Source organism: Curtobacterium sp. MCBA15_009 (genome assembly GCF_001864895.1).
Taxonomy (GTDB): domain Bacteria; phylum Actinomycetota; class Actinomycetes; order Actinomycetales; family Microbacteriaceae; genus Curtobacterium.
Genome location: NZ_MJGO01000041.1, coordinates 148,462 through 161,700, shown reverse-complemented (window position 1 = coordinate 161,700; position 13,239 = coordinate 148,462). Strand labels below are relative to the sequence as shown.

Genomic DNA, 13,239 nt, shown 5'->3' with positions numbered 1-13,239 from the left:
GCCGTCCGGGTTCCGCGAGCGGGCGGAAGACCACGGTCGTCCCGGACGGAACCCGGGCATTCCGCCCGCTCGTCGGCGACGGGTTCGGCCGCACCCGCCCCTGCCTCCGGTCCCGCTCGGCGAGCGGGCGGAAGACCACGGTCGCCCTGGACCGGACCCGGGCATTTCGCCCGCTCGCCGGTGTCGGACTCGGTCGTGCCCGCCCCTGCCTCCGGTCCCCCTCGGCGAGCGGGCGGAAGACCATGGTCGTTCCCGACGGGACTCGGGCATTTCGCCCGTTCGCCGGCGGCGACGACGAAGACACGACCGACCGTGCCGCTGGCGCCGGCGGACGCGAACTCCCCAGCGGGGACGGACGCCGCGGCCACCTCGCGCCCCTGGCTGGTCCCGTCCGTCGCCGGGGTCACGAGGCGCTCGTGGGCGTCGTGGTCGGGTCGGACGGGGCGTACGTCACGGTGACGCGCTCCCCGTCCCGCTCGACCGAACTCGGACGGAACGAGGACGACAGCGCCTGGAAGGTCGCCGCCACCCGCTCGGCACCCGCGGCGTCGCTCGTGTGCAGCACGACCGTGCGGAAGGGCTGGCCGTCCTCGCCGGTGAGCGGCGTGAAGCGGCTGACCCGCACGTCCTGGTCGGCGAGCACCTGGCCGAGGGCGATCATGGCGCGGGAGTCGACCTGGCCGGCGCGGAACTGCGACTTCGTGCCGTCGTCCGCACGCAGCGCCGGGTTGGACGCCAGCTCGGTCCCCATCGTCTTGCGCACGTCGGTCGCGCGGGTGATGGCGGTCTCGGCGGCGGTCAGGCCCTCGGAGTGGATGCGGCGGACCTCGACCTGCTGGTCACCGGCGCCGAAGGACGCGACCGCGGTGGAGTTGCGGATCGCCTGGCTGACGTCGGCGGACGAGTTGCCGCCGGTCCGCATGGAGTCCGTCGTGATGACGTAGTCCGAGTCCTTCCACCCGTTCGGCGACTGCCGCTCCACGGCTCCGTCGGTGTCGAGCTTGTAGTACCAGACGACGTTGTTCCGGGCGAAGCCGTCGTCGACCAGGTCGACCCACATCGCGTCGTCGACGAGCAGCCGCGAGGACTTCGAGACGTTGTCGCCGACCCACTGCTCGGCCTGCTGCATCGGCAGGTCGAGGTTCCCGAACAGGAAGCCGCGCAGCTGCGTCCCCCAGAGCGGAACGGCCACGACGAGCGCAGCCGCGGTGACCACGGCCCACGTGATGCCGAGGCCCCGTCGGGTGGCGCCGCTCAGACGTGTGCGGGTGCGGACGCGTCCGGCGACCGACAGCAGGGCACGCTCGGCCGTGTACGCCACGAGGAGTGCGGCGAACGGGATGAGCATGATCACGTACGGCACCGGCAGGTAGCCGTTCGGGCGGAACATGAACGCGAGCAGGAACACGAGCATCGCGGCGATCGGTCGCACGCGGCGCAGGAACAGTCCGACGACGGCTGCGGCGGACCCGAGCACGATGAACACCGGGTCGAGCGCCCACCACTGCGCCGCGGCGTCGTTCGCCAGGCTGCCTCCGTCGAACACCGAACCGGACGCTGCACGGGAACCGAGCTGGTAGGTGATGCCCTCCCACAGGCTGACCCGTCCACTGCCCGGCAGCAGCTCGCCCTTCACTGCGGCGAGCAGCAGGTACCCGCCGCCGATGACGACGAGCACCGCGCCGGCGACGCTGAGGGTGTAGCGGCGCGTGCTCTTGTCCGCACGGCGGACCGCGAGCCAGATGAGGAACGGCAGCGCGAGCAGGTACGTCTCCTTGGAGAGCACCGCCACACCGAGGCAGGCGGCAGCCGCGGTGAACCCGGCGAGCTGCTGACGGCGGCTGAGCACGAGCACGAACGCGGCGAGGAGCCACGGCGTCGCCACGTTGTCGATGTAGACCGTGCGGTGGTACTGCAGGGCGAGCGGCGACACGGCGAACACGAGGCTCGCGGCGGCGGCGGTGATCCGCCCGGCACCGAGGCGGCGGGCCAGGACGAACAGCAGGATGCTCGAGACGGCGGAGAAGAAGACCATCGCCTCACGAGCGGCCTCGACGGCGAACTCGTAGCGTCCGAACGCCCCGGTCAGTCCGGTGTAGCCGGCGATTTGCACCCAGCCGAGCGGCGGGTGGTCGTACCAGTAGGTGTAGTGGGTGATCTCGCCGAGGTGCAGGATCGACCAGGCCTGGGCGGTGTACGTGCCCTCGTCGTCGATGCGCTGCGGGGTGCCGGACATGTTCCAGAGCTGCACCATCACGGTGACGGCGACGACGGGCAGCAGCCAGGCCAGGCTGGCGGCGTGCCGGCGGAACCAGGCACCAGCGCCCGAGGACGCCGCGGCGCCCCGGATCGGGATGCCCGTGGTGTTGGTGATGCTGGCGGTCATCGGGCGCCTCCAGTGGTCGAGCCGGCTCCGGCGGTCGTGCCGGCGAGTTCACGGTCCTCCGGGACCGCAGCGGCGGCACCGGTGAGCGACGAGGCGAACCCGACGACCTCGTCCGTCTGCACGGCGGTCCGGTGCTGACCGGTGTGCTCGGTCTTCTCCCAGCCGTTCTGGCCCTTGACGTGCCGGACGACGGCCCGCACGGCCGCGGCGGCGAGGAAGACCTGGTACGGCACGAGGCCGAGCACGAGCTTCACGTAGTCGCGGATCCGCACCTTCTCCTTGTAGAGGCGGCCGAACTCGTTGAGTCCGACGACCTCGACCGCGAGCAGCATGAGCGTCGGCGCGACCGGGATGAAGGACACGAGGGCGATCGCCGTCGGCACCTTCACGAACAGGATCATGAGGACGCTCAGCGGGATGAGCAGCCCGGTGGCCGCCTGGATGAACGGCATCGTGAGCATGTAGCGGGCGAAGAAGCGCTGGCGGAACGACGGCAGCTTCTTCCACTCCCCCTTGCCGAGGACCTGCAGGAAGCCCTGGTTCCACCGCGTCCGCTGCTTCAGCAGCGAGGCGAAGGTCGGCGGGGTCTCCTCGCGGGTGACGGCCTCGGGGCTGTAGGCGACGACGACCTTCGCGCCGTCGGCCGAGAGCCGGACGCCGAGCTCGCAGTCCTCGGCGAGGCAGTGTGCGTCCCAGCCGTTCGACCACTCCAGCCGCTCACGGGTCACGAAGACCGTGTTGCCGCCGAGCGGGATGAACTTCGAACCGGCGTGGAAGTGCAGGCGCGAACGGAACCAGAAGTAGTACTCGAGCACGTTCCGGAGCGACCACCAGCTCGACCGGAAGTTCATGAGCTGCACGCCGCCCTGCACCACGTCGGCGTCGGTCTCCTGGAACCGCGAGTCGACGAGGGTCAGCAGGTGCGGGTACACCTCGTCCTCGGCGTCGAACACGCCGACGATGTCGCCCGTCGCGTGCTCGAGCGCGAGGTTCATCGCCTTGGGCTTGTTCTTCGGCGCGGTGTCGTCGACGACGACCTTGATCAGCGAGGGGTGCCGAGCCGCCGCCGCACGCACGACCGCGTCCGTCTCGGGGTCGTCCTCGCCGACGATCGCGATGATCTCGAAGTCGGGGTGGTCCTGGGTCGCGAGCATGTCGAGGGTCTGGCCCATGACGTCCTGCTCGTGGCGGCCCGGCACCAGCAGGGTGAACCGGTGCGCGGCCGGACGCGGCGTCTGGCTGAAGCTCGTCGACTTGAGCGCGTCGCGCGAGCGCCAGGCGTGCAGCATCCACCAGAGCGTCGTCAACGCGATGATCGTGAGCAGCACGGACACGGCGACCAGAGCGGAGTAGCCGACCCACTCGCCGACCGACCAGGCGGTCTGCGAGACCTGACCCGAGCCTCCCGTCGGCACGTCGGTGGTCCCACGGTTCGGGACGTTCCGCGTCGTCCCGGTCCCGTCGTCGGGCTGGAGCAGCGGCCCTGCGGCCGTCAGCAGCGTGGCGGAGATGGTCATTCGGCGAGCTCCTTCGCGTGAGCGTCGGTGGAACGGAAGACGAGGGCCTTGTACGCGGCGAACCGGAACACGGTGCCGAGCACGAGCCCCACGCCGTTGCCGGCGACGTTGTCGGCGAGGGTGGAGGTGAACCCGAGGACGTAGTGCGAGACGAAGAGGCACGCCGCGGCGATGCCGAGGCCGACGAGGTTCGTCGCAGCGAAGAGCAGGCCTTCGCGCACGGTCTCGCGTCGGCCGATCTGGCGCTCGGCGCGGAACGTGATGAACCGGTTGCCGAGCCACGCCACCGCGGTCGACACGACGGCGGACACGATCTTCGCGGCGATGGGGCCGTCGGGCATGACCGTTGCGCGCAACAGGTTGTAGACGCCGAGGTCGATCACGAAGCAGACGGCACCGATGGTGCCGAAGGACGCGAGTTGCCTCGCGGTGGCGAGCAGGCGCGCTACCGTGCCGGGTCGCACGGCCGCCACCGTCCCGGTGTCGGGCGACACCAGAACGGGGGTATCCAATCGGGTCATGCCCCCGATTCGGGGGACTCCTCGATGGGGTTTGGGTGGGGTACAGGCTTACGGAGGCGTCTGCCAGCTTGGCGACACATGCCGTTCATCCGCCGGGAACGCCGGGTCGACGCCGGATCGGGCCGGATCGGGTCCAGATCGGCTCCAGATCGGCTCCGGATCGAACGGGAGGCCCGTGGCGACGTCGCCACGGGCCTCCCGTCCGTCGTGCGGTTGCGTCTACGCGGGGCGCGACGCGGGGCTGACCGTCTTCGACGCGTCGCGCTCCGGGATGTCGCCGAGTGCCTCGTCGATCGCGCGCAGCGCGTCCGCGTCGAGCGTGACGCCCGCTGCCTTCACGTTGTCGGTGACCTGCTCCGGGCGGGAGGCCCCGACGATCGCACTCGCGACGTTCTCGTTCTGGAGCGTCCACGCGATCGCGAGCTGCGCGAGCGTCAGACCCGCCTGGTCGGCCACGGGCTGGAGGCGCTGGACACCCTCGAGGACCTCATCGCGCATGAACCGCTTGATCATGTCCGCGCCGCCCTTCTCGTCGGTGGCTCGCGAACCCTCGGGCAGGGGCTGACCCGGCTTGTACTTGCCGGTGAGCACGCCCTGCGCGATGGGCGACCAGACGATCTGGCTCAGGCCCAGCTGCTTCGAGGCGGGGACGACCTCGCCCTCGATGACCCGCCAGAGCATCGAGTACTGCGGCTGGTTCGAGATGAGCTGGAAACCGAGCTCCTTCGCCAGCGCCGCGCCGGCGCGGATCTGCTCGGCGTTCCACTCGCTGACACCGATGTACAGCGCCTTGCCCTGACGGACCACGTCGGCGAAGGCCTGCATGGTCTCTTCGAGCGGGGTCTCGTGGTCGTAGCGGTGCGCCTGGTAGAGGTCCACGTAGTCGGTCTGCAGTCGCTCGAGCGAGCCGTCGATCGACTCCATGATGTGCTTGCGGCTGAGCCCGACGTCGTTGTGCCCCTTCGGGCCGGTCGGCCAGTAGACCTTCGTGAAGACCTCGAGGGACTGGCGCCGCTCGCCCTTGAGCGCCTCGCCGAGGACGGTCTCGGCGGCGGTGTTGGCGTACGTGTCCGCGGTGTCGAACGTGGTGATCCCGGCGTCGAGCGCTGCCCGCACGCACTGGGTGGCGACGTCGTTCTCGACCTGCGAGCCGTGCGTCAGCCAGTTGCCGTAGGTGATCTCGGAGATCTTGAGTCCGGAGTTGCCCAGGTACCTGAATTCCATGGTGTCGACGCTACTGGAGCGCGCGCCGCCGTGCGGGGTCGTGCGAGTACCTGTGGAGAAGTGGTGGGGCGGGGGTGAGCGGGGCGCGGCGGGGCGGGGTCGGGCAACGGAGGGGCGCGAGCATCGGAGGGGGTGCTGCTGGCCAAATGGCCCTGCTGGGCCGCCGGGCGGCCTAATGGGCGGGCCGCCGGGCGCCTGGCCGCCGGCCGCCGGGCGGGCCGCTGGGCCGCTGCGCGCCTGGCCGCCGGCCGCCGGGCGGGCCGCTGGGCCGCTGCGCGCCTGGCCGCCGGCCGCCGGGCTGCTGAGCGGGCGAAAGGCCCTGGTTTGCATGTCCGTCCGGTGATCCTTTCCGCCCACTCGGCAGCGGAGTCCTCTGCAGGACGCGCTGACCCGCCCTCGCCGCGGCCGAGCCGTCCTCGCCGTCGTCCCTGAGCCACACTTGCCGCGCGGCCGAGTGGGCGAGCGGGCGAAAGACCCGGGTACGCACGCCCCTCCGACCAGGGTTTCCGCCCGCTCGGCAGCGCAGGTACTCCTCCACACTCGCGCTCCGCTCGCCACCGTCCACAGCGGCAGGTCGATGCACCCCGACCACGTCGGCTCGCCCACACGCTGTGGCAATGACCGCCAGACGTCGGCTCCCCATGGCCCTCCGCGACACCTCGTTCCGAGTGCGCGATGCCCTGCACCGTGGCGTTTCCCGCTGTCGACTCGACGCAAAGGACCTCGTCCGGCCGTTCCATGGCATCCGTTCTGCGACCACGCCACGCACCGTCGAGGAACGTGCACGAGCGCTCGCTCCGCGGCTGCGTCGCGATCAGGTCTTCAGCCACGTCACCGCGGCCGCGATCCTCGGCATCCCGCTGCCCCGACGACACGAAGGCGCTCCTCGGCTGCACGTCACGACCATCGGACCCGACCAGGCGCTCCGCGTTCGCGGGGCAGTCGGCCATCGAGCGCGCGCTGGAACGGTGCGGGCGACGCAATCCCGCGGGGTCCGTCTCAGCGCTCCCGCCGACACGTTCGTCGCGCTCGCGACGATGCTCACCCTCGACGAGCTCATCGTGGCAGGTGACGCGCTGGTCGGATGGCTGGGATGGGCGACACTCGACGAGCTCGCCGCAGCGGTCGCCGAGCGGAGGGGCTGCAGGGGCGTCCGGAAGCTCCGACTCGCCCTCGACGAGATCCGTGCCGGGTCACGGTCTCCTGGCGAGACCAGGACACGGCTGGCCCTCGTGCGGCACGGGCTACCGGAACCGTCGCTGAACCACGACGTGGTCGTCGACGGCAGGTGGGTGGCGTGCGTGGACCTCGCCTACGTCGAGGCCCGTGTGGCCATCGAGTACGAGAGTGACCTGCACCGCACCGATCCGTCGACGTTCCGGAAGGACCTCACCCGAGGCGAGCACTTGAAGGACGTCGACTGGTGGCTCGTTCGCGCGACCGCAGTCGACGTGGGCCGCGGCGTCGAACGCTTCGTCCAGCGCCTGAGACGCCTGTTGCAGACCGGCATCCACGGACCGCACGATCGAAGGTCTCGCGACATGACAGTGAACATTGGTTGACGCTTCAACCAAAAGGGTGCAGACTGTCGTACTATCAACTCGATGCAGGCGCATCGATCGTGCTACACGACCCACTCTCGTTCGGAAGAAGGACCCTCATGACGCTCACCGCCTCCGCCATCCCCGGCTACCAGACCGGCACCTGGAAGATCGACCCGACGCACTCCGAGGTCACCTTCTCGGTCCGTCACCTCGCGATCAGCAAGGTCAAGGGCTCCTTCGAGCGCTTCGACGCGACCCTCGTGACCGCCGAGAACCCCCTCGACACGACGCTCGAGGCTTCGATCGACGTCGCCAGCGTCAACACCAAGCAGCAGCAGCGTGACCAGCACCTCGCGACCGGCGACTTCTTCCTCGCCGAGGAGCACCCGCAGATGACCTTCAAGTCGACCGGCATCCGCGAAGACGGCGACGACATGCTCATCGACGGCGAGCTCTCGCTCCGTGGCGTCACGAAGAACGTCACCCTGAAGACCGAGTTCGGTGGCGTCACCACCGACGGCTACGGCCAGGTCAAGCTCGGCGCCGAGGCCACGACGAAGATCGACCGCACCGAGTTCGGCGTGAACTGGAACGCTGCGCTCGAGGCCGGCGGCTTCACCCTGGGCAACGACGTCACCATCAACCTCGACGTCCAGTTCGTCCTCCAGGCGGCCTGAGTCCCCTTCGGACAAGCCCCACCGAGGGCACCGAACAGCACCACCCGAACCCGAGACAATCGCCCCGGCTCCCCACGGAGTCGGGGCGTTCGTCGTTTCCCGGCGCATCCGACCCAACGCCCCGAACCCCATCGGCCGACAAATCCCGCCATGCCGCCTTGCCCACCGGGGACGTCGCGACCGGGCGAAACACCCGGGTCACGACCACGCTCGACCCAGCAACTCCGCCCGCTCGGCACCTCCGACGACGTTGCCGTGTGAGCACACCAGGCCCGCTGCGAGCGCTCGAGCTGACCGGGCGGAGATGCTCAGTGCAGCCCGGACGCGACTCCGTCATTTCGCCCGCTCGACCCGCCGCACCCCGCACCCCGCCCGATACCCGGCACCCGGCACCCGGCACCCGGCACCCGGCACCCGGCACCCTCGCCCGACTCCGCCACCAGGACCGCTACAGTCACCGGGCGAGCCTCGAGCGCCACAACGGATCGAGGTCAGACCGAACGGGCGAAAGACCCGACTACCACCTCCGAGGACCCGGGTCTACCGCCCGCTCGGCGGCGGCCACCTTCGCGTAACGTCAACGGAGAGGCGCCAGACGCCAGACAGCAGCCCGCAAGCCGACCCCCCAACGGACCCCAGCCTGCAGGGCGACCACCCGACCGAGAGCCGGGGCGACCGCGGGAAGCCCAACACCACCGGGAATCCCCACCAGCGCTCCCCCGTTGGCAACGAACACGAGAACATCGAGCACCACCAGCAACACGAGAACACCGAGCACCCTCGCACGACGAACAGGAGCACCCCATGGCCACCGACTGGATCGCGATGCAGGCCCTCGCGGCAGCCGAGTTCGGCCGCCGGGTCGCCGCCGTCACGGACTGGGACGCCCCCACCCCGGACTCCGAGTGGTCCACCCGTGACCTCGTGGCCCACGTGGTCGACGAGCAGCGGTGGATCCCGAAGCTCCTGACGGGGTGCGACCACGCGCAGGCGGCGGCGGACCTCGAGCCGATCGGCGACGACCTCGCCGCCGAGTGGGCGAGGTACGCCGCCGCGGCCGGCGAGGCGTGGCAGCGGACGCCCGCCGACGTGCCCGTGCACCTCAGCACCGACGTGGTGCCCGCCGCGCAGTACCTCACCGAGCAGACGAGCGACATCACGATCCACACGTGGGACCTCGCGCGGGCGACCGGCACCGAGGAGACGCTGCCGCCGGAGCTCGTGCAGGCGGTGTGGGAGTACTTCGAGCCGCAGATCGAGGACCTCGCCGCCACCGGGCTGTACGCGGCGCCGGTCGACGTGACCGAGGACGCCCCGCTCCAGACCCGCCTGCTCGCGGTCACAGGCCGCGATGCCAGGGTGGCCGCATGACGACCGACACGAGCAACGACCCCACGGGAACGAGCACGACCACGAGCACCCCCACGAGCACCAACACCGCCACGAGCACCCACGGCCCGGGCAGCACGAGCACCCCGACCGCCGGCACCGTCCGCCTCGGCGCCTCCGGCCTCGAGATGAGCAGCGTCGTCCTCGGCATGATGTCCTACGGCGACCCGGGCAAGGGCTCGCACGAGTGGAGCGTCGGCCTCGACGACGCCCGCCCGTTCGTCCGCCGTGCCTACGAGCAGGGCATCACCACGTTCGACACCGCGAACGTGTACTCGGCCGGCAGCAGCGAGGAGATCACCGGCACGCTCCTCAAGGAGCTCGCCCCGCGCGAGGACGTCCAGGTCTTCACGAAGGTCTTCAACCGGATGCGCCCGGGCAGGAACGGTGCCGGGCTGTCCCGTGCGGCGATCATGCACGAGATCGACGCGTCGCTCACCCGCCTCGGCACGGACTACGTCGACCTGTACCAGATCCACCGCTTCGACCCGCACACGCCGATCGAGGAGACGATGGAGGCCCTGCACGACGTCGTCAAGGCCGGCAAGGCCCGGTACATCGGCGCGAGCAGCATGTGGACGTGGCAGTTCGCCGAGATGCAGCACGTCGCCGACCTGCACGGCTGGACCCGCTTCGTCAGCATGCAGGACCAGTACAACCTGCTCGAGCGCGAGGAGGAGCGCGAGATGCTCCCCTTCTGCGCGCACACCGGCGTCGGCGTCATCCCGTGGAGCCCCCTCGCCCGCGGCAAGCTCACGCGCCCGTGGGACGCGCAGGGTTCCGGGAGCAGGGCCGAGACCGACCAGTTCGGCAAGACGCTCTACAAGCAGGACGAGGACGCGAACCGCGCGATCGTCGACGCGGTGCAGCAGGTCGCCGAGGCCCACGACGCGAGCATGGCGCAGGTCGCCCTCGCCTGGGTGATGCGGCAGCCCGCGGTCTCCGCCCCGATCGTCGGCGCGACGAAGGAGCACCACATCGACGACGCGGTGGCCGCCGCCTCGATCACGCTCACCGACGACGAGGTCACGCGGCTCGGTTCCGCGTACACACCCCGGGTGCCGTCCGGTTTCTGACGCACCACCTGCCGGACAGGAGGCCCGGTGCCGGCTGGCACCGGGCCTCCCGTCCGTCACACGGCCGGGTCCAGGTCCGCACCCGCCGCTGCCACGCCGCGCTCGCGGTCGAGCCGCGCGATGCGGACGAGCGCTGCGCGCTCGGTGCCGGTCTGGTCGCCGAGCACCGCGCCGAGGCCGTCGAGCACGAGGCCCGTCGCCCGCCCGACCGGCAGCTCCACGGGGCCGATCGACGGCGACCGCAGGCCGAGCATCGAGCGGTGGCGGGGGTCGAGCGTCGAGACCGCGCCCTGGAAGAGCGCCTGGTACCCCGGCCGGAGCATGAGCGCGAGCGGCGGGTTGCGGATGAACTTCACCACGTCGCGGGTCCGCGGGGTGACGGCGAGCTCGCCGCGGTCCAGGTAGCCGTCCATCTGCGCGCGGAGCTCCGGTTCGGACTCTGGCGGGTCGACCACGTTCATGAGCCGGCCGGCCGTCGCCCACTCGCGCACGTAGGCGTCGGCACCGCCCGGGATCGGGTCGCCCCAGCGCTGGGCAGCACGCAGGAAGGCGTCGGTGAAGGCCAGGTGGACCCACTTCGCCAGGTCGGGGTCGTTCGCCGAGTAGTCGCGGGGCATGCCGTGCCCGTCGACGTACTGGCCCCGCACCCGCTCGTGCAGGCGGAGCACCCAGGCGCTCGCGCCCCGGGCCGTCGCGGTGTCGCCGTGCGAGACGGTGTAGATCCAGCGGATGGTGCCCGCGAGCCGCCCGAACGGGTCCTCGCGGTACCGGGAGTGGTCGGCGACCCCGGCGAGCGCCCCCGGGTGCAGGGCCTGCACGAGGAGCGCCCGGACGCCGGCGACGATGGTCTGCTTGCCGCCGTGCACGGCCCACGTGGCCGATCCCGGGCCGAAGAAGCCGGCGTCGTCGCCCTGTTCGAGCTCGTCGATCCACTCCGGCTTGCCGGTCGCCCCACCCGTGAACGTGTCGTTGAGGCGGGAGCGGAAGGCGTCGGAGACAGAGGGCATGACGCCATGGTCCGTCGCGCCCCTGACAATGCGCTCGGGGAGGCCGCTAGGTTGGTCGCGTGAGCATCGACACGCCTCGTCCCTGGCTTGCCTCGTACGCCCCGGGGGTCCCGCACGACATCGACGAACAGCGCGGTTCGCTCGTCGACCTCGTCGAACAGTCCGCGCAGGAGTTCCCCCGCAGGGTGGCGTTGGAGTTCTTCAAGCGCACCACCAGCTACGGCGAACTCGAGGAGCAGATCCGCCGGGCGGCGAACGGTCTGCGGAAGCTCGGGGTCGGCGCCGGCGACCGGGTGGCGATCGTGCTGCCGAACTGCCCGCAGCACGTCGTGGCGTTCTACGCGGTGCTCCGGCTCGGCGCGATCGTGGTGGAGCACAACCCGCTCTACACGCCGCGCGAGCTGCGCCACCAGTTCGAGGACCACGGGGCGAAGGTCGCCATCGCCTGGGACAAGTCCGTGGCGACGCTGCAGGACTTCCCGGCGGACGTCGCACTCGACGCGATCGTGTCCGTCGACCTCACCCGCGCGATGCCCCGCAGCACGCGCCTCGCGCTCGCCCTGCCCGTCGCGAAGGCCCGCGAGTCCCGTGCGAAGCTGACGACCTCGGTGCGCGGCACGACGAAGTGGGACGACCTGGTCGGCTCGCGCAAGCTGTCGAAGCGCCACCCGCGGCCGTCCACCGACGACGTCGCGCTCATCCAGTACACCTCCGGCACGACGGGCACGCCGAAGGGTGCGGTCCTGACACACCGGAACCTGCTCGCCAACGCCGCGCAGTCCCGAGCGTGGGTCCCCCAGGTCCGCCGGGGCGACAACGTCGTGTACGCGGTGCTGCCGATGTTCCACGCGTACGGCCTGACGCTGTGCCTGACCTTCGCGATGAGCATGGCCTCGCGGCTCGTGCTGTTCCCGTCCTTCGACCCGGCACTCGTGCTCACCGCCGTGAAGAAGCACCCGCCGACGTTCCTGCCGGCCGTGCCGCCGATCTACGCCCGCCTGCAGCACGCGGCGGACTCGGCGAAGGTGTCGCTCGCGGGCATCGAGATCGGCATCTCCGGCGCGATGCCGCTCTCGCAGGAGATCGTCGAACCGTGGGAGTCCCGGACCGGCGGCTACCTGGTCGAGGGCTACGGCCTGTCCGAGTGCTCCCCCGTGCTCATGGCGAACCCGGTGTCGCCGGAGCGGCGCCTCGGGTCGATCGGGCTGCCGCTCTCGTCGACCGAGGCCCGCGTGGTCGACCCGGACGACGCCGAGAAGGTCCTGGGCACCGACGAGCCCGGCGAGCTGCAGGTCCGCGGCCCGCAGGTGTTCCGCGGGTACTGGGGCAAGGCCGAGGCCACCGACGAGGTCTTCACGTCCGACGGCTGGTTCCGCACCGGTGACATCGTCTCGATCGGCGCGGACGGGTACGTCCGGATCGTCGACCGCCTCAAGGAGCTCATCATCACGGGCGGCTTCAACGTCTCGCCCTCCGAGGTCGAGGACGCCCTGCTCAAGCACCCCAGCGTCAAGGAGGTCGCGGTCGTCGGCATCACCACGGCCGGCAACGAGCAGGTCGTCGCCGCCGTCGTGCCGAAGGACCCGTCCTCGTTCGACCCTGCGGCGCTGCGGGCCTGGGCGCGGGAGCAGCTCGCGGCCTACAAGGTGCCGCGGCGCATCGTCGTCGTCGACGACCTGCCGCGCTCGATGATCGGCAAGGTGCTCCGGCGCAAGGTGCGGGACCGCATCCTCGCTGACGACTGACGGCTGACGGCTGACGGCTGACGACGGACGACTGACGGCTGACGACGGACGACTGACGGCGGGCATCGGGCCACGGCCGGCGGGCGGCGGAGGGCCACGGCCGGCGGGCGGCGGCGGAGGGCCACGGCCGGCGGGCGGCGGCGGCGGCGGCGG

General features: G+C 71.2%; 10 protein-coding genes. 5 read left to right on the top strand and 5 right to left on the bottom strand.

The window, feature by feature from the left end:
- Positions 1 to 403: 403 nt before the first annotated feature.
- The 4 genes from BIU97_RS16465 to BIU97_RS16450 all read right to left on the bottom strand — a co-directional run bounded on the left by BIU97_RS16465 (position 404) and on the right by BIU97_RS16450 (position 5,648).
- Positions 404 to 2,386: an ArnT family glycosyltransferase gene (locus tag BIU97_RS16465; protein WP_071257076.1), complete on the bottom strand. Its 1,983-nt coding sequence runs from the start codon at positions 2,384 to 2,386 to the stop codon at positions 404 to 406.
- A complete protein-coding gene (locus BIU97_RS16460; protein ID WP_139196088.1) occupies positions 2,383 to 3,903 on the bottom strand; it encodes a glycosyltransferase in 1,521 nt (506 codons plus the stop codon). Before BIU97_RS16460 ends, BIU97_RS16465 begins: the two co-directional genes overlap by 4 nt.
- On the bottom strand, positions 3,900 to 4,424 hold the full coding sequence (locus BIU97_RS16455; RefSeq protein ID WP_083404681.1) for a GtrA family protein: 525 nt from the start codon (positions 4,422 to 4,424) through the stop codon (positions 3,900 to 3,902). The genes BIU97_RS16460 and BIU97_RS16455 overlap by 4 nt, the downstream gene beginning before the upstream one ends.
- Positions 4,425 to 4,643: 219 nt before the next feature.
- Positions 4,644 to 5,648, bottom strand: coding sequence for an aldo/keto reductase family protein (locus BIU97_RS16450; protein ID WP_071257075.1), 1,005 nt, complete (start codon positions 5,646 to 5,648; stop codon positions 4,644 to 4,646).
- A 641-nt stretch (positions 5,649 to 6,289) separates the two neighbouring features.
- On the opposite strand from BIU97_RS16450, the gene BIU97_RS17815 reads away from it, so the two are divergent.
- From BIU97_RS17815 to BIU97_RS16430, 4 genes are all read left to right on the top strand, one after another.
- Complete coding sequence (locus BIU97_RS17815; protein WP_139196087.1) at positions 6,290 to 7,210, top strand: hypothetical protein; 921 nt, start codon at positions 6,290 to 6,292, stop codon at positions 7,208 to 7,210.
- 98 nt (positions 7,211 to 7,308) lie between these two features.
- Positions 7,309 to 7,869, top strand: coding sequence for a YceI family protein (locus BIU97_RS16440; RefSeq protein ID WP_071263229.1), 561 nt, complete (start codon positions 7,309 to 7,311; stop codon positions 7,867 to 7,869).
- A gap of 804 nt (positions 7,870 to 8,673) precedes the next feature.
- On the top strand, positions 8,674 to 9,240 hold the full coding sequence (locus BIU97_RS16435) for a TIGR03086 family metal-binding protein (protein ID WP_071263231.1): 567 nt from the start codon (positions 8,674 to 8,676) through the stop codon (positions 9,238 to 9,240).
- 146 nt (positions 9,241 to 9,386) lie between these two features.
- Complete coding sequence (locus BIU97_RS16430; protein ID WP_071263587.1) at positions 9,387 to 10,334, top strand: aldo/keto reductase; 948 nt, start codon at positions 9,387 to 9,389, stop codon at positions 10,332 to 10,334.
- 56 nt (positions 10,335 to 10,390) lie between these two features.
- On the opposite strand, the gene BIU97_RS16425 is transcribed toward BIU97_RS16430, so the two are convergent.
- The gene (locus BIU97_RS16425; protein ID WP_071263233.1) at positions 10,391 to 11,341 is read right to left on the bottom strand and encodes an oxygenase MpaB family protein; all 951 of its coding nucleotides are present in this window, start codon (positions 11,339 to 11,341) and stop codon (positions 10,391 to 10,393) included.
- A gap of 59 nt (positions 11,342 to 11,400) precedes the next feature.
- Here BIU97_RS16425 and BIU97_RS16420 point away from each other — a divergent pair, with 59 nt between their 5' ends.
- Positions 11,401 to 13,086, top strand: a complete 1,686-nt coding sequence (locus BIU97_RS16420; protein ID WP_071263240.1) for a long-chain-fatty-acid--CoA ligase — start codon at positions 11,401 to 11,403, stop codon at positions 13,084 to 13,086.
- Positions 13,087 to 13,239: the final 153 nt, after the last annotated feature.

What these genes read in the sequence shown, in the direction of transcription:
- BIU97_RS16435 (WP_071263231.1), top strand. Translation starts at nt 8,674, where the DNA reads ATGGCCACCGACTGGATCGCGATGCAGGCCCTCGCGGCAGCCGAGTTC.
- BIU97_RS16465 (WP_071257076.1), bottom strand. Translation starts at nt 2,386, where the DNA reads ATGACCGCCAGCATCACCAACACCACGGGCATCCCGATCCGGGGCGCC.
- BIU97_RS16460 (WP_139196088.1), bottom strand. Translation starts at nt 3,903, where the DNA reads ATGACCATCTCCGCCACGCTGCTGACGGCCGCAGGGCCGCTGCTCCAG.
- BIU97_RS16455 (WP_083404681.1), bottom strand. Translation starts at nt 4,424, where the DNA reads ATGACCCGATTGGATACCCCCGTTCTGGTGTCGCCCGACACCGGGACG.
- BIU97_RS16440 (WP_071263229.1), top strand. Translation starts at nt 7,309, where the DNA reads ATGACGCTCACCGCCTCCGCCATCCCCGGCTACCAGACCGGCACCTGG.
- BIU97_RS16450 (WP_071257075.1), bottom strand. Translation starts at nt 5,648, where the DNA reads ATGGAATTCAGGTACCTGGGCAACTCCGGACTCAAGATCTCCGAGATC.
- BIU97_RS16430 (WP_071263587.1), top strand. Translation starts at nt 9,387, where the DNA reads ATGAGCAGCGTCGTCCTCGGCATGATGTCCTACGGCGACCCGGGCAAG.
- BIU97_RS16425 (WP_071263233.1), bottom strand. Translation starts at nt 11,341, where the DNA reads ATGCCCTCTGTCTCCGACGCCTTCCGCTCCCGCCTCAACGACACGTTC.
- BIU97_RS17815 (WP_139196087.1), top strand. Translation starts at nt 6,290, where the DNA reads ATGGCCCTCCGCGACACCTCGTTCCGAGTGCGCGATGCCCTGCACCGT.